A 23,157-nucleotide genomic window follows, 5' to 3' on the forward strand; every position below is an offset into this window, starting at 1 on the left:
GAAAGCTACCCTCAGGAGCCTCAGCGATGCCGCTGCCCGAGCCGCTCACACCGGCCACTATCCGTTCTGCCGACTCCGGAACAACCACCCACAACACACGATCCGGCCGCGCCGGACAGGAACCAGAAAGCGTGCAGGCCCAGGAAACAAAAGCCGCCACAGGACACCCCGACGTCGAGTGTGGAATCGGAACATGGGACAAACTCCTTTACGGCAACCATCGCTTCGTTGTGGAGGTGCCGGACGATGGCCTGGGCAAGAACAGGCGTATGACCATTCCGTGGCGTCGGCAAGACCAGGACCCCGCCGGCGTCGAAGTCATCGTCGTCTCTGACGCATCCGGCGCGAGAACCGCGAACGTCATCGTCGAGGAGGCCACACAGGAGTCCGGCGCCCTGATTTTCGAGGCCATCGACGGGCCCGGAGACTACTTCGTCTACTACTTGCCCTACGCGATGGTGGGCAAGGCCCACTATCCGCAGGCGCAGTACCTCCCACGTCGGTCGGCTGCGGAACCGGCGTGGGCTGCCGCCGTCGTGGACTCGCCGTGGGCGAGTAAGCAAGGACAGCTGCCCGTAGCGCGGGTTCTCCGCTATGAAGCGGCCAGCGAGCGTGACTCGTTCGCGCCGATGAACTTCACTGCCACGTCAGCGGAACTGGACCGACTTCATGCCGATCACCCCGGCGAGACATTCCTCCTGTTTCCCGAGGACCGGCTCAATCCCACCTCCTTGCGGGAGACGTTGCCGGCGCATTGGGCCATCAACGGTCCCGCGGGCGGGTTCCGCGGAACAGCAGAGCCGGGTGAGGACTATGTGGTCCAAGTCGGTGTGTACGCCCTGCAGGACCTCAGCGACATCACGGTTGAGGTAACCAACGGCCATTGCATCAACACCGAAGGAACGGATCGCTTGGGCAAGCCCCTGCGGAAGACCTTGAGCATCAGCGCGGGCACGGTGCAGGCTCTCTACGTGGTGCTTCCGGTTCCGGCCCAAGCAGCGGGGACCAAGGTCACGGCGGATATCACGGTCCGAACGGGCGGCGGCGCAATCCAACGAGTGAACGTGGTGCTGGATGTCAAAGAGCCATCTGAGGCAAGCAACGATCCACGTTTGCTGCGGCGGCTCGTGTGGCTCGACTCGACCATCGCCCAGGACGCTGAACTTGTGGCGCCGTTCACCGCCATCACTCTCGATGAGGGAAGCAAGACGCTCGGGATCCTCGGCCGGACAGTGACGTTGGCCGACTCAGGCCTGCCGGAGCAGGTGACGTCCACCTTCGCCGCGGCTGTGACCGCAACGGACGGTCCCGCCGTCGGGCTTTTCAACCAGCCCATGGGTTTCCGGATGGAAAACACCGACTGGACCTACGGCCCCATCAGGTACATGGTGGAAGGCCCGGCGAGGGTGGCGTGGCGGTGCCAGTGGACCGGCCACGCCAAGGGAAACGCGGTGGTGACGCTGGACTTGACCGGCGTGCTCGACGCCGATGGGGCAGTTTCGTACTCGCTTCGGCTCACGCCGTGGGAGAGGGTGGACGTGCCCGACGTCGAGCTGCACCTTGGGTTCGATGAGGCTGCGGTTCCGCTCGCCATGGGTCTGGGTGTCCCCGGAGGCCGGCGACCCACGGAGCTGGACTGGTCGTGGGACGTGGCGTCTAAGAACCAGGATGCGCTGTGGTTGGGCGGCATCAACGCGGGCGTTCAATTGGCGCTGCGGGATTCGAACTACGAACGCCCGCTGAACACGAATTTTTACCGTGAGAAGCCGTTGCTGGAACCTCGCTCTTGGGGAACCGGGGGAGTGATGCTTCGAACAGCAGACGAGGCCGTCACATTGAAAGCCTCCAGCGGTCCCCGCACCCTGCACCCCGGGCAACCCCTGGACTTCGACTTCCGCCTGCTCCTGACTCCGTTCAAGCCGATCGAACCCGGCAAGCACCTGTCCAAGCGGTACTTCCATGAGCCGGCGGACCCTGAGCTGATAAAGGCCGCGGGCGCCACGGTGGTGAACATCCACCATGCCACGGCACCGGCTCCCTACATCAACCATCCTCTGCTGCATGAGGACAAACTGCGCAGCTACATAGCCGCGTGCCACAAACACGGGCTCAAGGCCAAGATCTACAACACCGTCCGTGAGCTCACGTTCCACAGCCCCGAACTGTTGCCAATGCTCCAGCTGGACCACGAGGTCTTCAGCGACGGCCCGGGCAAGGGCCACATCTGGCTGCAGGAACATGCGGGAAGCCGCTACGTCTCGGCATGGTTCGCGCCGAATGTGGAGGACATCGCCGTGGTCACCACGGGAGGCTCGCGGCTGGAGAACTTCTATGTGCGCAGCCTCGCTGAGCTCGCCGAAGGCGAAGACGGAATCGACGGTATCTACCTGGACGACATCGCCTACGACCGCCACGCCATGCTGCGGGTCCGGAAAGTGCTGGAAAGGGCCTGCAGTCAACGCGGCGTGGAAGGTCCGGAGATCGACCTGCATTCGGCGAACCAGTTCACGGCTCGCGACGGGTACACATCGTCGGCCAACTTGTACATGGAGCAGTTGCCCTATGTGGACCGGCTCTGGCTGGGGGAGTACTTCGACTACGAACGCAGCGACCCGGACTACTGGCTGGTGGAGCTCTCCGGCATACCGTTCGGCCTCATGGGCGAGATGCTGGAGGGCGGCGGCAACCCCTGGCGCGGCATGGTCTTTGGCATGACCGGCAGGGCTCCGCGGGTGGATAACCGCCCCCTCTGGGAATTTTGGGCACGAACCGGCCTGGAACACCTGGACATGATCGGCCACTGGGATCCCCGGGCTCCAGTGAGAACCAGCCGCCCGGACATCCTCGCAACCACGTGGGCCAAGGGGGACAAGGCAGTGGTGGCGCTCGCCTCCTGGGCCGGGGAGACTGTGGACGTGCAGTTGATGTTCGACGCCGGTCTCGCCCACCTTGCGTCTGCCGGTTTGGAAGCCCCGGCCATCCACGGCTTCCAAACCGCCGCGCATTTCAAACCCGGCCAAACTCTCACCATCGAGCCGAACCGCGGGCTCCTCCTCACGATTGGATACTGACGTGGCAACACCATCGAACCTCACAGTGACCACCCTGACGCTGAGCATGGCCGATGTGGGCCCGCTGAACCCCTTGCCCGTGGTGGCCTCCGAACTGGACCAGCCCTACACCGTGGGCGAGGGTGTCCCCGAGGAACTCCAGGCGTCCGCCCGGTACGGACTGGTGCCCAACGTGTACCCGTATCTCATGCAGGACGGGTACAGCCGGGCGGCGGCACCTAAGGAGCTGCCCGCCGTCGTGCTTGAAAACAGCAAGCTGCGCGCCACGGTGCTGCCGTCGCTGGGCGGCCGGATCTGGGAGCTGTTCGACAAGACGAGCGGCAAGCAGCTGCTGCATACCCACGGGGCGCCGCAGCTTGCCAACATTGCCTTGCGCAAGGCATGGTTCGCCGGCGGCCTGGAGTGGAACATTGGCACGCGTGGCCACTCGCCAACCAGCTGCGATCCGCTCCACACAGCGATCGTCCATACGCCGGACGGCAAGCACATCCTGCGCATGTGGGAGTTCGAACGGCTCCGTGAAGTGGTGTTCCAGGTGGACATCTGGCTGCCGGAGGATTCGGCAGTATTGTTCGCCGCGGTCCGGATCCGGAACCCCAATGACCAGGACATCCCCATGTACTGGTGGAGCAACGCCGCCATTCCGGAGACGGCAAGGACACGCGTGATCGCGCCCGCCGACGAGGCGTTCGGCAGCGACTACGCCACGGACATCACCCGGGTGCGGCCCACCGCCCATGAAGGCTACGACGGCACGTGGCTGGTGAACAGCCCGCACGCGGCGGACTTCTTCTTCGATATCGATCCGGCCGAGCGTGGTTGGGTGGTGGCAGCGGATGACGACGGCGACGGGCTGGCGATGCTCTCCACCGGCCTGTTGCGCGGGAAGAAGCTCTTTGTGTGGGGCCAAGGCCAGGGCGGCAAGCGGTGGCAGGAGTGGCTGAGCCCGGGTGCCGGCCCCTATGCCGAGATCCAGGCCGGGCTGGCACAGACGCAGTTCGAGCACCTGGTGATGCCGGCCGGTGCGGTCTGGTCCTGGGTTGAGGCCTACGGCAATGGTCACCTCGACCCGGGCATTTCGCACGGCGAGGACTGGGACGCAGCCGTGGAGCACACCGGCCGGCGGCTCGAAGAGCTGCAGCCGCACGACCAACTGGAAGCCCTTCTCCCCGCAGCAATCAGCAATGCCGATGTCCCGCCGTCGAAAATGCTCTTGACGGGCAGCGGGTGGGGCGTTGTGGAACGGGCCCGGCGGCGCCGTGCCGGCAAGGGGTGGATAGACGAGAGCGGCACGCCGTTCGTCAGTGAAAGCGTCACTGCGGAACAGGAGCCCTGGCTTGGGCTGCTGAAGGGTCAACCGTTCGACGGCGCACCCTCCTTTGTTGCCGGGGCGGACTGGGAGGAACTGCTTGGCGCTCAGGAAAGCCCGGAAGCAGGCTTCCAGCTGGCCACCATGCGCCACGCCAGGCAGGACCTCGAGGGGGCCAAGGAAGGGTACCGGCTGGTCCTGGCCGCCGACGGTGTGCGTCCGCAGACCCGGGCCCTGGCCCATCGCGGTCTCGGCTTGGTGCTGCTGGCGGAGGGGGCGGACCAGGAAGGCCTGGCTGAACTCGGGACGGCTGTCCGGAACGACCCATCCAGCACATCGCTGGTGGTCGAGGCGGCCACCTTGGCCGTCCGTCACGGCGACCCGGCCATGACGCTGGAACTGGCAGAATCGGCACCCACGCAGGGCGCCGCCGTCGGGCGTTTGACGTTCCTTAAGTCGCTCGCTCTGGCCCGTACCGGCGATCAGGCAGCCGCCGCAGCAATCCTTCGACAAGGCGTGGAAATTCCCGACCTCCGCGAAGGTGAGGACGCGATCTCGGCCCTGTGGCAGGAAGTCTGTCCCGGTGAACCCGTCCCCAGGGAATACCAATTCGGCATGCATTAGGGTGTGGATATCCAGATGCTTGGTTAAACCAAACAAGGTAAGTTGGCATGGTGACCCCCTCCGTGAAAACAGCCCTTGACCGTGCTCCCGGAATCTCCAAGGAGATCGAGGACGCTGCCTGGTATGTGCTCGATCCGGCACTCCACGGCAAGCCATCGGCGCTGGACGGCAGGACACTCACCTGGACGGCAGATGCCGCCGGCGAACTCCTGGAACGGCTGGAGCGGGGAGTTGCCGACTCCAAGGCGCCCATGATGACCAACCTGCGGCAGAACCTTGATGGCGCATCCCGGGAAGCCAAGCTGCTCGCCGTTGAACTCCTGTATCTGCAGTCGCTGCCCTTGGCCCACGAGGTCAAGTCCCTGCGGGTCAAACGCGCCCGGGTCGCCGAGGCAGCGTCATGGGTGGAACCGGCCATCGAACTGCCGGAGGAACTCTACGGCGGCATGACGGACCACGGGGTGATCCGGGACCGCACCGCCGAATTCAACTGGACTATCTGGGACCACCTGAAATGGCTCTGCCGGTTCGTCGCCCACCTGGACAGCCAGAGCACTGAGGCCATCAACCAGGCGCTCGCGGATCCGCACAAGTTCCACGAACTGGCTGTCGGCACGCCTGACGACCAGCCCGCCCTCCGGCGCAGCATCGAGTACCTGGTCTGGCCCAGCTATTTCGAACCCGTGGTGGCCGACGTCGAACGCCGTGAAATCCGTGACGCCTTCGCCTCGCTGGTGGGTGGCGCCAAGGGCGACACGGAAGAAGACATCACCGCGGACATCCACCGGATCAGGCTGCATCTGGATGAGCAGGCAGGCCAGCGGATCGATTGGTACTCACGCCAGTTGGTCAGCCAGTGGCGAAAGGTGGGAGACCCGGGCCGCCGCTCCTGGTTGCTGCGTACCCATCATGACAACGCCGACCTCCTGGCCTCCTGGGTGGCGGAGGAGAAGGCGACCCTGGACGTCGAACACCTGCGCCCACTCACCGCCGGCGTCACCGCCGGAGTGGTCCAGCACGCCGTGGACGAGGACTACAAGCACCTGGGCTACGTCGAGCGCGAGGACACCAAAACCGCGGTCTTTGCCTTCCTCACCGTCATGAAACCCGGTGACCTCACCCTGTACCAGCACGCGGGCCGCGTCCGCGTGGGCGTGGTCCTGGGCGAACCGGACGAGGACAGCCGCAGGATCCGCCGCAAGGTCCGCTGGTTCGACGACAGCTACGCCATCACCGAACTGCCGCGCCACGCGCAACGCCAGCTTTCCACGCCGGGCATCATCGTGGACGTCACCAGGGTCATCCAGGCACTTCCAGGAACTGCTCCCTGGAGAAGCCGAAACCGACGGCGAGGACGAAGCCCCGCCCACGGTCGCCGTCGAGGTCGTCCAGCAGGGTTTCCGCCCGCTGACGGAAGAGTTCGCAGCATCCCTGCACATGGAGCTGGAGCCGTTGAAGGAGATCGCGGAGCTGCTGGAGGACAACCGCCAACTGGTCCTCTACGGCCCTCCCGGCACGGGCAAAACCTACATTGCCAAGCACCTGGCCGCCGAGCTCGCCGGCGACAGCACGGATGAACGCGTCAAGCTGGTGCAGTTCCACCCGTCGTACGCCTACGAGGACTTCTTTGAGGGCTACCGCCCGGACAAGACCGACGACGGCCAGGTTTCCTTCAAACTTGTGGCCGGACCTTTGCGCAGGTTGGCGGAGGAAGCCGCCAAGCCGGAGAACGCCCACAAACCGTACTTCCTCATCATCGACGAGATGAACCGCGCCAACCTGGCCAAGGTCTTCGGTGAGCTGTACTTCCTGCTGGAATACCGGGACGACCGGATCTACCTGCAATACAGCCCCAACGAGCCCTTCAGCCTGCCGGACAATCTCTACATCATCGGCACCATGAACACGGCCGACCGGTCCATCGCCATGATGGACGCGGCCATCCGGCGTCGGTTTGCCTTCATCGAGCTGCACCCCAAGGAAGAACCCGTGCGCGGTTCGCTGCGCCGGTTCCTGGAGGCGCGGGGACTGGACACCCTCAATGCCGACCTGCTGGATGCGCTGAACGACGCCATGGACGACTGGGACCGCGACCTCATGATCGGGCCGTCCTACTTCATGAAGACCGCCGCCCAGACCCCCACGGGCCTCCGCAGGATCTGGAAGTACGAGCTCATGCCGTTGCTCGAAGAGCACTATCACGGCCAGTTGAACCGTGCCCAGTTGGAGGAACGGTTCGGCCTCGACCAGTTGTTGGGACGTCTTGCTGCCCGGTAAGGCCATCCCGCCCAGGCCCACCAGGGCGCCATCCAGCGCGAAACCAGGCCCGGGGCGGACCACTGGTCTGCGGCACGTGGTGATGGACGAGCTCTCTCGCGGGGTAGTGGACAAGCTTGATCCGGAGTCGGCTGCGTTCATCAACTCCAGCGGGCTGGCCAAGGCATCACCCCTGGGAATGGGCCTCTACAGGATTGAACCGGTGGGCAAGGTGGGGTCGGTCCGCACCGGGACGGTCCAGTTGGAAGTCCGGCCCAAGGACCGTTTGGGCCTGAGCCGGCTGCTGTTCCTCCTGAGCTACGCCGGAGACCAAGGATTCGGCGACCACTCCGTGGAAGCCGTGGAGCACCCCGATCTGTGGAGCGCATTGGCGGAGTCCCTGGCCCAATTGGCTGAGCGGGCACTGAACCGTGGGGTACTTCAGGGTTACCTGACAGTGGATGAGTCGCTCCGGACGGTCAAGGGGCGCATCCGCATTTCCGACCAGATCTCCCGCCGGCCGGGGATGCTGGTCCCGCTGGAAGTGTCCTATGACGAGTTCACCGAGGACATTGCGGAAAACCGCATTCTGCGTGCCGCGCTCGAACGCATGGGCAAGGTGCCCGGCGTCCGTCCCGACGTCCTCAGCCGCTTGCGGCAGCTCAAGGGAAAGCTCGACGCCGTTACCCGCCTGGCGTCCGGCGCTCCGCTCCCGCCGTGGCAGGCCACGCGCATGAACCTCCGTTACCACGCCGCCCTGAGGCTGGCCGAGGTGATCCTCCGCAACGGCTCCGCAGAAGCAGGGGTGGGTACGCAGCAGACGGCCTCGTTCGTGGTGGACATGGCCCAGGTCTTCGAGGAATTCGTGGGCAGGGCTCTGCGCCTTGCCATGGGGGCGTACCCGGGAGAGATGCGGCTGCAGTACGGGGCCCTGCTGAATGAGGCCGTGCGGGACACCGACCGTTTGACCGTTCGGCCGGATGCCGTTCATTTCCTGGGCGGCCGCCCGGTGGTGGTGTACGACTTCAAATACACCGCAGCCGGAGACATCGGCGCTTCGCTGAACGCCGACCACTACCAGCTGCTGGCCTACTGCACAGCCCTGCGCGTCCCCACGGCCTGGCTCGTCTATGCCGGTGCCGGGGAAGTAAAGCTCCGGAGGATCCTCAATACCGATATCGACATCGTGGAGTATCCGCTGGACCTCTCATTGCCGCCCGGCCGGATTCTGGAGGCAGTGGCCGACCTCGCGGAACAGTCCTGGGGAGAGGTGCTGCGCCAAGCTGTGGCGGGACGAACGGCGTCGGACTAGCCTGAAAAGGTAACCCACCGCCAAGGAGGCATCATGGCCCGCAGGAAATCGTGGCGCGATATGAGCAAAGGCCAAAGGGTCATGCTCATGGGAAGCGGAGCGCTGAACATGGCGTTGCTGGGCGCCGCGCAAAGGAGCATCGCCAAGACACCGGACTCGCAGATCAGGGGTAACAAGGTGCTGTGGCGCCTGGCATCCTTCATCAACTTCTTTGGTCCGCTGAGCTACTTCCTGTTCGGCCGCCGTCGGGAAGCCGCCGGCAAGGCGACCATCAAACGCTGATCAGGCCGGGACCTTCACCGTAAACGTGGTGCCCTGCCCGGGCTCGCTTTCCAAGGTGATGGTGCCGCCGTGCGCCTCCACGATTGCCTTGCTGATGGGAAGGCCCAGGCCCACTCCCGGTATGGCGCTGTTGCGCACCGCTCCGGCACGGAAGAACTTGGTGAAGGCTTCTGCCTGCTCGTCCTCCGACATGCCCATGCCGGTGTCCGAGACGCGGCAGTAGATGTGGTCCTCGTCCTCCCAGGCCGCCACCACCACGTCGCCGCCGTCGGGGGAGTACTTGATGGCGTTGGAGACCAGGTTGTCCAGGACCTGCGACAACCGCGAGGAGTCCACCCGCGCGAGCAGGGCCGGGGGAGCATCCACGGACAGGCGGATTCCGGCCTTGGCAGCCCGTGGCTCCGCAGAGTTCACACTGCCGCGCACCAGTTCGGCCACGTCCACGGTGTGCGGCTGCACCACGATCTGGCCGGACCGGACGGACAGCAGGTCGGATACCAACGTGAGCAGGCGCTCGGCATTCCTGCGCACAATGTCCAGCTGCTTGCGGTATTTCGGATCGAGTCCGGTGGGGTCGTCCAGAATAAGTTCCACGTAACCCAGGATGGAGGTCAGCGGAGTCCGGAATTCGTGGGAGACACTGGCCACGAAATCGTCCTTGGCGGCCAGTGCATTGACCAGGTCCGTGACATCGCTGAACACCACCACGGAGCCGGCAAACTTACCTTCATCATCCAGCATGGGCCGGGCACTGGTGGTGAAGGCCCGTTGCTCCGGTCCCGTTCCGAGCCACACCAACTGGTCTGTGAACCGTTCGCCCAGCACAGCACGCCGTACGGGTCGGATGTCCGGCGGCAGCGGGGTGGTCCTGTCCGTGTCGAAGACCAGGAGTTGGGATTCGTTGGGATCGTCGTTGTCCTCGGGACTGGCCAGGGTGTGGGTCAGCCGCTGGCGGCGGTTCATGAGGATGTCATGTCCGTCGCCGTCCACGGCGACGACGCCCAGCGGGAGCGCTTCCATGACGGTATTCAGCAGCCGTTCCTGCTTGGTACTGGCCTCGAGGGCCTCCTTCAAGGCCTCGTCTTTCTGTTCGAGGGCACGCTGCTGCCGCACCATGCTCAGGGTCAGCACACTGACGGAGACGCCGATGCCCAGCATGAGGATGGGAAACAGCAGGGGCTTGGTCAGGTCCTGTTCCGTGAGCCTGCCATTGATGAACAAGGGAACCCACACAATGCCCAGTGGTCCCACGAAGGACAGGGCCATGGCAGTGCGGGGAAAGAGCCCTGAGGCGCACAACCAGATGACGGGCAGGACCACCAGCACGCTGAGGCCGGTCAGGGCTTCCTGCCCGCCTTCCCGTCCGAAACCGATGGAGATCATGTCCAGGATGGGGATGGCCAGGAAGCTGGGGAACGGCAGCCGGTGCCACGGCACCGCGATGCACAGTGCCAGCAGGAAAGCCTGGCTCAACAGGAACACCAGGAAGAGCGGATTCTCCAGCGTGGCCGGGAAAAACAACCAAACCAGGATGGCGGAGATGCAGACACAAACAGACAGCGGAAGCTGGCTCAGGACCACGCGCATGCGCAAGGTGTGCTCGTGGAAGGAGCGTTGGAAGAAGAAAAGCTTCTTCTTCTCTCCAAGGTCCCAGGTGGCGGGAGGGGTCATGGCACAACCACCAGGGACGGGGGACCGAGTCGGTTCATGAGATCAGCCTAACCATAATGGTTATACTTCGAAGGGTTATCAAAGGGGCTGAGGGGTAGCAATGAGTGAAGTACGTGTGGGGCTGGTCATCGAAGATGACCAGGATATTCGCGAATTGGTACGCGTGGTCCTCTCCCAGGCCGGGTTCGACGTCCATGTCGCTTCCACCGGATCCGCCGGCGTCCTCTCCGCCCGTGAACTGAACCCTGACGTCATCACCCTGGACCTCGGACTCCCCGACATTGACGGTTTCGAAGTCGCCCGGCAGATCCGGAAGTCATCGGACGCCTACATCATCATGCTGACCGCGCGTGCGGAGGAGCTGGATACGCTCATGGGCCTCGAGGCCGGTGGCGACGATTACCTCACCAAGCCTTTCCGTCCCCGCGAGCTGCGTGCCCGGGTGGAGGCCATGATGCGCAGGCCGCGCGCGTCGTCGTCGGAATCCCGCCCCGCCGGGGCAGACACGGACCCGGAACTTGTCCATAACGGACTGGCGGTGTCCGCAGGGTCCCGCACGGCGGTCCTCAACGGAACCGAAGTGAAGCTGACCCGCACGGAGTTCGACCTCCTGGTGGCGCTGTTGGAGACCGGTCGCATTGTCCGCACCAAGGCCGACCTGGCGCGCCGCCTCCGCAACGAGCCCTACGACGTCGGAAGTTACGTCAGCGACGCCGACGAACGCGCAGTTGAAGTCCACATGGGCAACCTGCGCAAGAAGCTCGGCGACAGCATCCAGAACCCGCGCTGGCTGGAAACCGTCCGCGGCGTCGGGTACCGCCTGGCCCCGGCGATCCAGAACAACTAACCTCACCCAACTAGGTCGCATTTGTGCGCGTTTTGAGCCGTCAAAACGCGCACAAATGCGACCTAGTTGGGATCAGTGAGCGGGACTGCGGAGGGGTTCCGCCTCTATCACTGGGTGGTCCGTCTCCGGCAGCGAACGCCCGGGGCCGTTGTCGAAAAATTCCGCGTTGGCCCGGACATAATCTGCCCATTCGTCCGGGACATCCTCGGAAAAGTAGATGGCTTCCACGGGGCACACGGGATCGCACGCCCCGCAGTCAACGCATTCGGAAGGGTGGATGTAGAGGGAACGCGCGCCCTCGTAGATGCAATCGACAGGGCATTCGTTGATGCACGCTTTGTCTTTCACATCCACGCAGGGCTGCGCGATCACGTAACTCATGGCGGGCCTACACGCCCGTGTAGACGGTCTTGCCCCACGTGAAGAAGTCCACGGCGGACCGTCCTTGTTCGCGGAACGTGTTGGTGGAGGAGTCCTTGACCCCGCCGAACGGGACGTTGAGGTCCAGGCCCGCGGTGGGCCGGTTGACCTTGACCACGCCAGCCTGCACCCGGGCGGAAAAGTCCGTGGCGAGGGCGAGGGAATCGGTGCAGATGCTGGCGGTCAGTCCGTAACGGGAATTGTTGACGGCGGCCAGGCCTGCCTCGTAGTCGGAAACTTCGAGCACGGCCACAACCGGTCCAAATATTTCCTCGGTCACCGCTGCGTCGTCAAAGGGCAAGTCGGTGAGGACCACCGCCGGGAAGAACAGCGCGCCGGAGGGATCGCCGTCGTAGCTTCCGTGCAGCAGCGTGGCACCGCGTTCGACGGCGGTACGCACCGCCGCTTGGTCCTGCTCGAATTGCTGCCTGCTCACCACGGCGCCCATCCGGGTACCTTCCGTGAGGCCGTCGCCGGTGCTGTACGCGGCGGCTTCGGCCACCAGCGCTTCCAGGAACGCTGCATGGATTCCGGGGGTCACGTACACCCGCGAGGTTGCGGTGCAGGCTTGGCCAGTCAGCCCAAAAGCTCCGGCGGCAACCACCTGCGCGGCCTTGCCGGGATCGGCGTCGTCCAGGACCAGGACGCCGTTCTTTCCGCCCATTTCCAGCTGCACCCGGGCGCGCCGGGAGTTGAGGATCTCTTGCAGCCCCAGGCCCACGTTGGTGGAACCGGTGAAGGAGAGCCCGGCGATGCGGGGATCGCGGGCCAAGGCGTCACCAACAACCCGGCCCTTGCCATGGACCACGTTGAACACACCGGAGGGGAGGCCGGCGTCCTGCAACGCCCGGGCAAGGTGGGTTGCGGAGAGCGGGGTGAGCTCGGCCGGTTTGATGACCACGGTGTTGCCGCTGATCAAGGCCGGTGCCGTTTTCCACGCGGGGATGGCGATAGGGAAGTTCCACGGGGTAATCAGGCCAACAACGCCCAGTGCCTCGCGGCGGGTAGTGATGGTGGTGTCCGGCAGCCCACTGGGCAGGACTTCGCCGGTGGCGGCCCAACCGAGGGAGCCGAAGAAGCGCAGGACGTCCGAGGCCCGCTTCACTTCGCCCTTGGCCTCTGCCAAAGTCTTGCCTTCTTCACGGACCAGGTCCTCGGCGATTGCCCCCTGCCGTTCGATCAACAGGTTCCCGGCAGTAATCAGGATGGCGCCGCGGGACGGGGCAGGGAGTGCAGCCCACCCGGGCTGGGCAGCGGCGGCGGCGGTAATGGCGGCGTCCACATCCGCGGCGGTGCCGCTGGGAGACAGGGCTGCGAGCTCATCGGGGCGTGCGGGGTTCATCCGTTTCGTGTCAGCCGAACCAAGCCATTGGCCGTTAATGAGGTGTTGGGCGGTAAGGGTGTCCTCAGCGGTGAGGGCGGTATCCAGTGCGGTGGAAGTCATGGTGGTCCTTTCGAGGGGTTCAGAGGCTGCGGATCAGGCCGCCGTCGCACCTGAGTGCGACCCCTGTGATGTACGACGCCGGTGCGCTGCACAGGAAGGCGGCGGCGGCACCGAACTCGGCGGGTTCTCCGTAACGGCGGGCAGGGATGGTCTTGCGGGACTCCAGCTGGATTTCCACCAGGGTGGTGCCGCGGCGCTTGGCTGCGGCTTGGTCCAGTTGCGTGACGCGGTCGGTGGCGATCCGGCCAGGAAGGAGCAGGTTCACGGTGACCTCATCCAGCGCGACCTCGGCCGCAAGGGTCTTGAGGTAACCGGCCAAGGCAGCCCTGCCGGTATTGGAAACAGCCAGGTTGGGCAGGGGAGCGGTCACTCCGCTGGAACCGATCGCCAGGATGCGGCCCCAACGGCGTTCACGCATGCCGGGCAGGACCTGTGAGACCAAGGCATGATGCGGCTTGACCAAAAGGTCGAACGCAGCAGCCATGTCCTCGGAGGTCAGGGTTGCGGCGGCACCCGGTTTGGGTCCGGGTCCGTTGAGCACCAGGATGTCGATCGGCCCGAGGTTGGCCACGGTCTGGTCCACTGCGGATTCGATGCCCTCCGGAGTGCCGAGGTCGGCTTCGATGGCGACTGCGTCGAAGCCGCTGGTTCCCAAAGAACCGCTGCCCAACACGCCGGTTCCGTAGGCTGCCTGCAGTTCGGCAACAATTTCCTTGGCGCGGTCCCGGCGACGCCCCACCACCGCCACCCGGACACCCTCGGCAGCGAGCGCCCTGGCCACGGCAAGCCCGAGCCCGCCGGTGGAGGCGGCTACGAGTGCTGTCTTTCCTCCGATTCCGAGGTCCATCAGAAACTCCCTACCGTTACACGGGCATCCAACGCAGACGCCGCTTCTTTCAAGTGGACTGCCATGGAGTCCCGCAGAGTTTCGGGGAACAGGGCAGCCGGTGCCCGGACCCCTGAGTCCTTGATGAGTCTGCGCTCGCGGAGGCATTCCTTGCGGATGGCCAACGCCACCTTTGCCTGTTGTTCGAAGTTGATGAGCGGCAGGTAGGGCTGCAGTTCGCGTTCGGCGGCTTGGTATCCGCCGTCCTGCCACGCCTTCACGCAGGCGATCAGGGCTTCGGGATAGGAGAAGCCCGTCATGGCACCGGAGGCGCCTGCCATGAGTTCGTCCAGGAGGCCTTGTCCGCCGAGCCCACCGAAGATGGAAACCCCGACGGCGGCATTCAGGTCTGCGATGGCCACGCTGGTGGGCGGGGCCTCGGCTTTGACGGCGATGACGTAGTCGCAGGCGTTGACCACGGAGATCAGTGCCGGTGTGGGGATGCTGACTCCGCTGGCCAGCGGGTAGTCCTGGAGGACCACCTTGGCGCCGGTTGCCCGGTGGATGGCATCGAAGTGGGAGGTCACCGCTTCTGCCCGGGCCGAGTTGGCCTGCACCATGACGGCCGAGAGGCGTGGCCCCGCAACTTCCTGCGCTGCCATGACCTCTTCGATGGCGGGCCGGGTGGCCAGTGCGGTCACTCCCACTACCAGGGGGAGGGTGGTGGATTCGATCACGGTTTCGAGGACATCGCGGCGTTCCTGCGGAGTGAGGGCGGCTGCTTCGCCGAACACGCCAAGCACCGTGAGGCCGGTTGTTCCGATTTTTTCGTAGTGCTCCACGAGTTCGGCGAGGCTGTCCAGGTCGACGTCCAAGGTGCTGCCTTGGAAGGGGGTGGCGACAACACCCCAGACGCCTGCGGGAAGGGATTCACGGTTTTTGGGCGCAGAAGGGTGAGGCATGGTGGTTCCTTTTCAATGCGGTCTGCTGGATGGAGTGGCTTGTGCCGGGATGCCTAGCGTCCCGGCCACACGGGCGGGCGCTTTTCCTGAAACGCCCGCACACCTTCGGCTGAGTCTTCGCTGTCCAGCGCGGCCATGAGGGCCGGCAGCCTGAGGCCGCGGGCTTCCTTGGCCGTGAGATGAGAGGTCTGCGTGACCATCTGCTTCACGGCGCGCACGGAGGTGGGGGCGCACGCCAGGATCTGGTCCACCCAGCGTTGTACGGCTGAGTCCAGCTCGTCAGCGGGCACTACTTCGTTGACCAGGCCCATGGAGTGCATTTCCGCAGCATCGGCTTTGCGTCCGGTGAGCAGCATCCCCATGGCCTGCGTGTACGGGACCCGTCGCACCAGTTGGTGGATGCCGCCGTCGAGCGCCAACCGCCCGACCCGGGGCTCCGTCAGGCCGAACTTCGCGCTTGAAGCTGCCACCACGATGTCGGCGCCGAGGACGATTTCCATGCCGCCGCCCAATGCGTAGCCGTTGACCCGGGCGATCACGGGAACGTCCAGGCTGGTGCGGAGGCTCAGGCCGCCGAAGCCGTTGGGATCAAGTCCGGCCCAATATTCCAGTCCGGTCTTGTCCACGGCATCGGCGGACATGTCGGCGCCGACGCAGAAGGCACGGGCGCCGGCTCCGGTGACCACCACGGCGCGTACGGATGCATCGCCTTCCAGCAGCGACCAGATCCCGTTGAGCCGCTCGTGCGTGGCGGCATCCACGGCGTTCAGGACATGCTGGCGGTCGATCGTCACGGTTGCCACGCCGTCCTTGATGTCCAGGGTAACCTCGTCCGCGTTCCTCTGCGGCAACGCTCATCGCAGGACCCCCAACTGCTGGAGGCGCTCAATGGTTTCGGCGTCGAAGCCGTTCTCGAGCAGGACCTCAACGTTGTGCTCGCCCAGGCGTGGGGCTGCGCGGCGGATCGAGGGGGGAGTGGCCGAGAGCCGGATGGGGGCATTCAGCATTTTCACAGTGCCGACCGAGGGATGGTCGGCCTCCACGATCATGCCGTTGGCCTCGGTCTGAGCGTCGGCGAGGGCCTGTTCCAGGGTGTGTACGGGAGCGTTGAGCAAACCCTGTTCCTCGAGTTTGCCGGTCCAGTACTCGGTGGTGTTGGTGGCGAACTGCTCGCGGAAGATGGCTTGCAGGGCGGGTTTGTTCTTGAACTGTTGCTCCAGCGTGGCGAAGCCCGGGCGCTCGGTCAGGTCTTCGTCCAGTTCCAGCGCCTCGGAGATCCGGGCGAGCGGGTCCGGGGTGAATCCACCGACCATGCACACGGCGCCGTCGGTGGTTTCGAAGACGCCGCTGAGCGGCATGGCTCCCCAGTTGACCTCGTAGCCGCGGTTGAGCTGCATGCATGCTTCCTGCATCTGCAGGTGCAGCATGGAGTCGTACATGGTCACTTCCACCTTCTGGCCGAGGCCGGAGGATTCGCGGGTGCGCAGGGCCAGTAGGATGCCCTGCATGAGGTGCATGCCGGTGATGTAGTCGCACAGGGTGGTGGGGTAGATGGCAGGCTTGGTGTCCTCGGACTCGCGCCGCCACATCACGCCGGAGTAGGCCTGGGCGATCGCGTCCTGTCCGCCTTTGTGGGAGTAGGGTCCTTCAGGGCCGAAGCCTGTGCCGGAAGCCCAGATGATGCCAGGGTTCTTTGCGCGCAGGTCCTCATAGCCGAAGCCCATGCGTTCCATGACGCCGGAGCGGAAGTTGCTGACCACGACGTCGGCGTCGGCCATGAGCCGGTGGAGGACTTCGCGGCCTTCCTCGGTTCGGGTGTCAACGGAGACGCTGCGCTTGTTGCGGTTGATGGAGAGGAAGATCGGGTTGTCCTGGCCGTCCTGGTCCGGGAAGGAATTGCGGGAGATGTCGCCGGCGCCAGGACGTTCCACCTTGATGATGTCCGCGCCGTAGTCGCCCAGGAGTTGGGTGCAGGACGGACCCATGAACACCTGGGTGAAGTCGACGATCTTGATGCCCTCCAGCGGGAGGGCTGTTGGTTCCGGAGCCGCGGCGGCGCGGGCCGCCGTCGTGCTTTCCGTATTTTCTGCAGTCATGAGGCTCATGCCGGCACCACAGCATCCGCATCGATGGTGGCGTTCGACGACGGGATGTCACCCGGGTCGGCACCGTGCCGGCGCATGCCCAATTGGATGTCCGCTGCCGCGACATCGCGGACCAGGATGTTGTTCTCGACGGCGAGGGCCGCTGCCACACCGACAGCCTGGCCCATGGCCATGCAGGGCGGAATTTCGCGCGACATCTTCTGGGCTTCTGGGGTGGCGGAGTAGTGGCGGCCGGCCACCAGGAGCTGATCGACTTCCTTGGGCAGCAGCGAGCGGTACGGGTAGTAGTAGTCGCGGCCGCGGGCCACGGTATCGGCAAAGTGGCGGCGCTGGGTGACGTCGTCCTTGGTCATGATGTACTCGCCCTGCAGGAGGCGGGTCTGGCGGACGCCCATCTGGGAGGCGACATCCAACATGTACGCGTTTTCGAAGCCGGGGAGGTTGGCCCGGACGTAATCCACGGCCTCGGAGATCCGGTCGCGGGCGGCGAACTCGGCCGCGGTCATGTCTGCAGGGTCCACGCCGTCGAAGCCGGTCATGTGCGGGGCGTTGCACCACACGACGCCTTCAATGGGCGTCTTGAGCCACCAAAGTTCCCAAGCGCCGCCGAGGATGCGCTTGATCTTGCGGTTGATGGCTCGGGCTTCCTTGGGGTTGGCCTGTTCGAAGGCTTCGGCTGCGTTGGTGTCCACGTTGCCGAGGCGGAAGACGAGGGTGGTGAGGTAGTTGTCCTTTGCGTAGCTGGCGCCGGCACGCGAAGCGACATCAATATCGCCGGTGGTGTCGATGACGATGTCGGCCAGGAAGGCCTGCGGGCCCAGTTTCGTTTCGCAGATGACGCCCTTGATGACCCCGTTGTCCACGATCGGACGTGAGAACCACGAGTGCAGGCGGAGGTCCACCCCGGCCTCGCGGACGAGGTCGTTGGACACGCGCTTCCAGCCATCGGGGTCGAACGCTGCGGCGTAGCAGATGGGCTTGGGGTTGGTGTGGGAGTGGAAATCGAAGGTGCCGTAACGTCCCCACTTGTTCCAAAGTTCCTCGGAGGTCCTGCGGTCATCGGCGGGCGGAACGATGGCCAGGCCCAGCTTCTGGAGGCGTTCGACGTACTCGGAGACAATGCCGGTGACGGTGATTTCCTGGCCGTTGATCATGTCATCGAGCACCAGGACCATGCCGCCGGAGGCCAGCCCGCCCAGGGACGAGTAGCGTTCCAGCAGCGTGACTTTCGCGCCGGAGCGGGCTGCGGTGACGGCAGCGGCCACACCTGCTGGGCCACCGCCAACCACCAGCACGTCGGAGTGGGAGATCACGGGGGCTTTGAGGTCTGCGGTGGTGGTAGCGAGTTCGAGGGAGTTCATGTTCTTGGTCCTTACTTGCCGACGTGGATGCCGTTGGTGCGGCGTGCGGCGATGTAGAAAACGATGCTGAGGATGGACAGGACGGCCACGTAGACCGGGAAGACCCAGGTGAGGTTCAGCGACTGGAACCAGACCAGGAGGTAGGAGGCGGTGCCGCCGAAGATCGCTACGCCGATTCCGTAGCCGAGGGCTACACCGGTGCCGCGGATGTTCTTGGGCATCAGGGAGGAGCTGACCACGTTGTAGAGGGTCATGTTGAGTACCAGGACAATGGAGCCGCCCAGCAGGACTGCTGCGAAGCCGCCGATGCCCGGCTGTACGTAGAGCAGCATCAGGAACACGGCCGGGATGGCGAGGACGCGGGTGACCAGGAACCACTTGGACATCGCCTTGCCGTCTGCCAGCTTGCCGACGACCCAGGAACCGATGACGAGGATGACGCCCAGGATAGTGGTGAGGGCGAAGACGGCCGTGGGGTCTTCCTTGAAGCCGCTGCGTGCGGCACTGGGGAGGCCGACGTTCCAGGCGTAGTTGTAGGCCTGTGCAGCGCCGACGACGAAGATGATGGCCAAGACGGACAGCCAGTGCTTGCTGACGCCCTTCCAGACTGCACGGGGCGTGTTGGTGGCCATTTCCTCTTTCTTGAGGGTCTCCGGGAGGGCCCGCCGCAGGTAGAGGACCACGAAGCCGAAGAGGGCGCCGATGATGAACGGGACGCGCCAGCCCCATTCGCCCATTGCCGCGCCCCCGATCACCAGGCTGCACAGGAAGCTCACCAGGGAGGCCATGAGAATGCCGATGTTGACGTAGAAGGACATGATGCCTGCGACGTAGCCTTCACGGCCTTCGGGCGCCAGCTCTACGGCGTGGGAGGTGGAGAGGGGAGCTTCAATACCGGTGGAGATGCCCTGCAGGATGCGGCACACCACCAAAATGATGCCGGCCCAGGCGCCGATGGTGGTGTAGTTCGGGGTGATGGCGATGACCAGGGTGGTGCCGGCCATGAGCATGATGGACAGCAGCATGACGCGTCGGCGGCCAATGCGGTCAGCGAGCGTTCCGAGCAGTATGCCGCCCAGGGGACGGAAAGCGAACCCGACGGCGAACACGGCCAGGGCGTTCAGCGTTGCCGAGAGGGGATCGGTGTTGGGGAAGAAGTTCGGTCCAATGAAGGCTGACAGGAGGCCGAAGACCATCCAGTCGTACCACTCCAGGGCGTTGCCGAGGCCAAGGCCGAGGAGTCCCTTGCGGACTTCGGGCGTGAACTTTGCGTTCTTGCCGGGGGAGTGGGTAGTTGGTTTTGGCGTGGGGACGGCGTTGTCCGTTTGGATGTCGAGCATGGAAGTTTCCTTACGCTGACGCCCCGGAGGGCGTGGGAGGGTATGACGCAGGAACGCCTGTTGAACGAGGCGTCTGATGCGAAAGTGGCAAGGAGTGTCAGCGGCCACGGGATCGTGTCCGGACAGTTAAGGGAGAACGCCCAAGCCGCCTGAGGGCGGGTGCGTTACCACGCGTGTGGTGCGTTGACCCAGATGGCTACGCATACCTCTTCGTAGCTGTTCTTGTACCAGTGGGGGATCTCTGAGGAGTAGGTGATCGAGTCGCCCTCTTCAAGGCTGTAGCAGACGCCGTCCAAGTAGACGTCCTTACGGCCGGAGATGATGTAGCAGAACTCTTCACCGCTGTGGGTAAAAGGTGTTGCGCTGGTGTCGTGCCCTGGGGGCGTACTGATCCATTGCGCCTCGATGCTTCCGTCCCGGTTGGGGGTGAGCAGTTCATGGACTGCCTCGCCCACGGATTCCCGGGTGACGTTTTTCAAGTTACGCCGTTCGGACCTTCTGACCACGGGTGACCTGGACTCGTCCTGGCCTATGAAGAACCTCCCTACGGGGATGTCCAGACCGTGGGCCAACTGCGCCAACGTGGTGAAGGAAGGGTTGGCCATGCCGCGTTCGATTTGGCTGACGATCGCTTGGCTGAGGCCGGTGATGTCCGAGAGTTGGGCCAGGGTCATGCCCTTTGCCTTGCGCATGGTGCGCACCTTGTTCCCGACGGTCGCCAACAGTTCGCTGGTGGCCAGTGGGGCAGGAGTCTCGGTGGTCATTGCCGGGTCCTTTGCTGGATGAGCTAACTCACACAACTATAGTGAAGATTTTTAGCCGGTCAATGATTTTTTTCAATTAAGTAAAGATTTTTAGGAAAGTGGTGATCCAAGCTCGCAGATCGTCCCGAAGACGAAGCGGTCGATCTCGTCCAGCTGTGGGCTGAGCTGCATCAGATGGTCACCACCGGGCAGCAGCTTCATGCTGACTTCCAGCTCCGCGGCGAGCCGTTCAATGCAGACGGCCCCAACCATATGGCTGGAAGTCTTCAAGCTCAGGACCGCGTCCATGGCATCTTCCATGTCCAGGTTGACCAAGGATTGATGAAGCCGTGCTACGCGCCAGGGAAGCAGTTCCACATAGTTCTTGACGAATGTGGTGACGATGGACGCGTCCCCGCCAAGTTCGGCCTGGAGTCCAAGGAGGACAGCGGGATCCACCAGGGAGTCTGTGCACTCGTCATAGTCAGACACCAAACCCCTCCCGCCTCCGAACAATGGATTCACGATTCAACATTAGGTGTCCCGGAACAGCCGTACTGCCCCAAAACGAAAGCTTGATCCAATCTTGAGCGGACCCCGCGGGAGTCTTGATCGGAGGCCCTGACAGTTAGGTTGGTCAGCCCAATGATCGCGGAATGGGGAGTCCCGGCATGTTTGAAGGAACAGAAAACCTCATGGACGGTGGTGCCCGACCCTCTGCCGCGCCGATGGCAGTGATCGTCTTTTGCCTGGCCGTTTTGCTGGGGATCGGAGGAACAGCAGCCTTCGCACTGTGGGAGCAGGGCCACGGCAGCCCGGCCCATCAGTCCGCCGATTCAGTGTCCTCACCGTAGTCGCGGGCTGTACCGAAGCCGCTGTCCAGGAATCCTGTCAGGCGCCTTTCCAAACCCGCCCGGTCTTTCAGTTCGCATTCCCAGACCGTCAGCACCCTCCACCCCTCAGCGTCGAGTTGCCGGCGCTGCAGGGCATCGCGTTCCCTGGTTCGGGCGCGTTTGGCCTCCCAGAACTCCGCGTTGGCGGCGGGCGCGTGGAGTCCTGCCTTGCAGTCATGAAAATGCCAGAAGCAGCCGTTAACAAAGATGACCTTGCGCCGCCCGGCAAACACCAGGTCCGGCCGCCCCGGCAGTTTGGACCCGCCCGCCTGGCCGTGGAGCCTGTACCTGTAGCCTTTGGCGTGCAGCAACTTCCGCACCAACAACTCGGGTTTGGTGTTCTTGCCCCGGATCCGGGACATGTTCCGGCTGCGCTGTTCCGGCGTCAGGAGATCCCGGCTTTCGCCCATGCAACAAGCCTACCCAGGGGAGACGGAGGCGCCGTGGCGGGAACACTCCGCCGTCCATCCCGTGGGCGTGACCTGGACTTTCATGCGCCGGCCACAGTGCGGGCAAAACCTGGGCGGCTCCATCAACAGCTGCTGTTGGCAGCTCTGGTGGGCGTCCGACGTCGGGCCCTCGCCTTTGGTTCCCACCGCACCCCCGCAGTGGCTGCAGTAGCTGCTCACAGTGACTTCTGGAGCTCCTTGATGGGCATGTTCAGCTCGACCAGGAGACTGAGGTCGGCAGTCGCCGGACGGCCCAGCGTGGTGAGATAGTTCCCCACGATCACGGCGTTGATTCCGCCCAGCAGGCCTTCGCGGGTCCCAAGGTCGCCGAGCGTCAGTTCGCGGCCGCCCGCGTAGCGAAGAACGGTGCGCGGCATGGCGAGGCGGAAAGCGGCGATCGCGCGAAGGGCGTCCTTGCCGTCCATGATGCCCTGGTTCTCCAAGGGTGTTCCGGGACGGGGATTGAGGAAGTTGAGGGGGACTTCGTGGGGGTCCAGGGCGGCCAGCTGCGCTGCGAGTTCCGCGCGCTGTTCTAAGGTCTCGCCCATGCCGATCAAGGCACCACAGCACAGCTCCATGCCGGCAGCCTTGACCATGGCACACGTCTCCAGCCGTTCCTCGTAGCTGTGGGTGGTCACTACCTGCGGAAAGTAGCTGCGGGCGGTTTCCAGGTTGTGGTTGTAGCGATGGACGCCCCAGGCGGCCAATTGGTCCACCTGGCGCTGGGTCAGCATGCCCAGCGAGCAGGCGATGTTGATGTCCACTTCCTCGTTGATGCGGTCGATGGCGAACTTGATCTGGTTCATCAGCTTGATGTCCGGGCCACGGACTGCTGCAACAATGCAGAACTCGGTGGCTCCGGTGGCGGCAGTTTCCTTGGCTGCCTTGACCAGTTCCGGAATGTCCAGCCACACGCCGCGGACGGGTGAATCGAACACCCCCGACTGGCTGCAGAAATGGCAGTCTTCGGGGCACCCGCCGGTCTTGATGGAAATGATCCCCTCCACCTCGACGTCCTCGCCGCAGTGCTTCAGCCGGACCTCATGGGCCAGTTGCAGGGCTGCCGGGATGGCCTCGTCGGGCAGTCGGAGGATGTCAACAAGCTGGGGTTCAGTGAGGCCCTCGCCCCGTCCCAGGACCTGCTCCCTTGCGAGGTCCAGAATGGCATGGGCAGTGGCGTCAGTAGCTGTGTCTGCGGTCATGGACATGACGCTATCGGGGGCGGTGACAGTTGATTTTGGA

General features: G+C 64.5%; 20 protein-coding genes and 1 pseudogene. 7 read left to right on the top strand and 14 right to left on the bottom strand.

Annotated elements, in window-relative coordinates; all coding sequences use genetic code 11:
• Window positions 1–26 precede the first annotated feature (26 nt).
• The 5 genes and pseudogenes from ACUYMZ_RS06200 to ACUYMZ_RS06220 all read left to right on the top strand — a co-directional run bounded on the left by ACUYMZ_RS06200 (window position 27) and on the right by ACUYMZ_RS06220 (window position 8,854).
• On the top strand, window positions 27–3,071 hold the full coding sequence (locus ACUYMZ_RS06200; RefSeq protein ID WP_481602454.1) for a glycoside hydrolase domain-containing protein: 3,045 nt from the start codon (window positions 27–29) through the stop codon (window positions 3,069–3,071).
• Between the two features lies 1 nt (window position 3,072).
• Window positions 3,073–5,004: a DUF5107 domain-containing protein gene (locus tag ACUYMZ_RS06205; protein ID WP_481602455.1), complete on the top strand. Its 1,932-nt coding sequence runs from the start codon at window positions 3,073–3,075 to the stop codon at window positions 5,002–5,004.
• Window positions 5,005–5,051: 47 nt separating this feature from the next.
• A pseudogene (locus tag ACUYMZ_RS06210) lies at window positions 5,052–7,281 on the top strand (McrB family protein).
• 82 nt (window positions 7,282–7,363) lie between these two features.
• A complete protein-coding gene (locus tag ACUYMZ_RS06215) occupies window positions 7,364–8,572 on the top strand; it encodes a 5-methylcytosine restriction system specificity protein McrC (protein ID WP_481602456.1) in 1,209 nt (402 codons plus the stop codon).
• 33 nt (window positions 8,573–8,605) lie between these two features.
• The gene (locus ACUYMZ_RS06220; RefSeq protein WP_426006257.1) at window positions 8,606–8,854 is read left to right on the top strand and encodes a PLD nuclease N-terminal domain-containing protein; all 249 of its coding nucleotides are present in this window, start codon (window positions 8,606–8,608) and stop codon (window positions 8,852–8,854) included.
• Here ACUYMZ_RS06220 and ACUYMZ_RS06225 read toward each other — a convergent pair whose 3' ends face one another.
• On the bottom strand, window positions 8,855–10,525 hold the full coding sequence (locus tag ACUYMZ_RS06225) for a sensor histidine kinase (protein ID WP_481602457.1): 1,671 nt from the start codon (window positions 10,523–10,525) through the stop codon (window positions 8,855–8,857).
• Between the two features lie 100 nt (window positions 10,526–10,625).
• On the opposite strand from ACUYMZ_RS06225, the gene ACUYMZ_RS06230 reads away from it, so the two are divergent.
• Window positions 10,626–11,372 carry a response regulator transcription factor gene (locus ACUYMZ_RS06230; protein WP_426006259.1) on the top strand — a complete coding sequence of 249 codons (747 nt, stop codon included), beginning with the start codon at window positions 10,626–10,628 and terminating at the stop codon, window positions 11,370–11,372.
• Between the two features lie 72 nt (window positions 11,373–11,444).
• Here ACUYMZ_RS06230 and fdxA read toward each other — a convergent pair whose 3' ends face one another.
• The 10 genes from fdxA to ACUYMZ_RS06280 all read right to left on the bottom strand — a co-directional run bounded on the left by fdxA (window position 11,445) and on the right by ACUYMZ_RS06280 (window position 21,065).
• Window positions 11,445–11,753: a ferredoxin gene (gene fdxA, locus ACUYMZ_RS06235; protein WP_481602458.1), complete on the bottom strand. Its 309-nt coding sequence runs from the start codon at window positions 11,751–11,753 to the stop codon at window positions 11,445–11,447.
• Between the two features lie 7 nt (window positions 11,754–11,760).
• Window positions 11,761–13,236, bottom strand: a complete 1,476-nt coding sequence (locus ACUYMZ_RS06240; protein ID WP_481602459.1) for an aldehyde dehydrogenase family protein — start codon at window positions 13,234–13,236, stop codon at window positions 11,761–11,763.
• 19 nt (window positions 13,237–13,255) lie between these two features.
• A complete protein-coding gene (locus tag ACUYMZ_RS06245; RefSeq protein ID WP_442423866.1) occupies window positions 13,256–14,083 on the bottom strand; it encodes an SDR family oxidoreductase in 828 nt (275 codons plus the stop codon).
• On the bottom strand, window positions 14,083–15,024 hold the full coding sequence (locus ACUYMZ_RS06250; protein ID WP_481602460.1) for a dihydrodipicolinate synthase family protein: 942 nt from the start codon (window positions 15,022–15,024) through the stop codon (window positions 14,083–14,085). The genes ACUYMZ_RS06245 and ACUYMZ_RS06250 overlap by 1 nt, the downstream gene beginning before the upstream one ends.
• A 53-nt stretch (window positions 15,025–15,077) precedes the next feature.
• Window positions 15,078–15,875, bottom strand: a complete 798-nt coding sequence (locus tag ACUYMZ_RS06255) for an enoyl-CoA hydratase-related protein (RefSeq protein ID WP_481602461.1) — start codon at window positions 15,873–15,875, stop codon at window positions 15,078–15,080.
• A 3-nt stretch (window positions 15,876–15,878) separates the two neighbouring features.
• A complete protein-coding gene (locus tag ACUYMZ_RS06260; protein ID WP_442423931.1) occupies window positions 15,879–17,120 on the bottom strand; it encodes a CaiB/BaiF CoA transferase family protein in 1,242 nt (413 codons plus the stop codon).
• A gap of 5 nt (window positions 17,121–17,125) precedes the next feature.
• Window positions 17,126–18,490 (bottom strand): FAD-dependent oxidoreductase, encoded by a 1,365-nt coding sequence (locus ACUYMZ_RS06265; RefSeq protein WP_442423863.1) that lies wholly within the window; start codon window positions 18,488–18,490, stop codon window positions 17,126–17,128.
• An 11-nt stretch (window positions 18,491–18,501) separates the two neighbouring features.
• The gene (locus ACUYMZ_RS06270) at window positions 18,502–19,830 is read right to left on the bottom strand and encodes an MFS transporter (protein WP_442423862.1); all 1,329 of its coding nucleotides are present in this window, start codon (window positions 19,828–19,830) and stop codon (window positions 18,502–18,504) included.
• Window positions 19,831–19,994: 164 nt separating this feature from the next.
• On the bottom strand, window positions 19,995–20,594 hold the full coding sequence (locus tag ACUYMZ_RS06275) for a helix-turn-helix domain-containing protein (RefSeq protein WP_442423861.1): 600 nt from the start codon (window positions 20,592–20,594) through the stop codon (window positions 19,995–19,997).
• A 90-nt stretch (window positions 20,595–20,684) separates the two neighbouring features.
• On the bottom strand, window positions 20,685–21,065 hold the full coding sequence (locus ACUYMZ_RS06280; RefSeq protein WP_481602462.1) for an Hpt domain-containing protein: 381 nt from the start codon (window positions 21,063–21,065) through the stop codon (window positions 20,685–20,687).
• A 179-nt stretch (window positions 21,066–21,244) separates the two neighbouring features.
• On the opposite strand from ACUYMZ_RS06280, the gene ACUYMZ_RS06285 reads away from it, so the two are divergent.
• The gene (locus ACUYMZ_RS06285; protein ID WP_481602463.1) at window positions 21,245–21,427 is read left to right on the top strand and encodes a hypothetical protein; all 183 of its coding nucleotides are present in this window, start codon (window positions 21,245–21,247) and stop codon (window positions 21,425–21,427) included.
• Here ACUYMZ_RS06285 and ACUYMZ_RS06290 read toward each other — a convergent pair.
• The 3 genes from ACUYMZ_RS06290 to bioB are packed head-to-tail and all read right to left on the bottom strand — an operon-like array spanning window position 21,397 to window position 23,117.
• Entirely contained in the window at window positions 21,397–21,876 is a 480-nt protein-coding gene (locus tag ACUYMZ_RS06290; RefSeq protein WP_481602464.1) for a very short patch repair endonuclease, read from the bottom strand. The two genes, ACUYMZ_RS06285 and ACUYMZ_RS06290, sit on opposite strands and share 31 nt — an antisense overlap.
• Window positions 21,877–21,885: 9 nt before the next feature.
• Window positions 21,886–22,095: a biotin synthase auxiliary protein BsaP gene (gene bsaP, locus ACUYMZ_RS06295; protein ID WP_442423859.1), complete on the bottom strand. Its 210-nt coding sequence runs from the start codon at window positions 22,093–22,095 to the stop codon at window positions 21,886–21,888.
• A complete protein-coding gene (gene bioB / locus ACUYMZ_RS06300; RefSeq protein WP_481602465.1) occupies window positions 22,092–23,117 on the bottom strand; it encodes a biotin synthase BioB in 1,026 nt (341 codons plus the stop codon). Before bioB ends, bsaP begins: the two co-directional genes overlap by 4 nt.
• Between the last annotated feature and the right edge of the window lie 40 nt (window positions 23,118–23,157).

The sequence above is a fragment of the Arthrobacter sp. T572 genome (assembly GCF_056780115.1).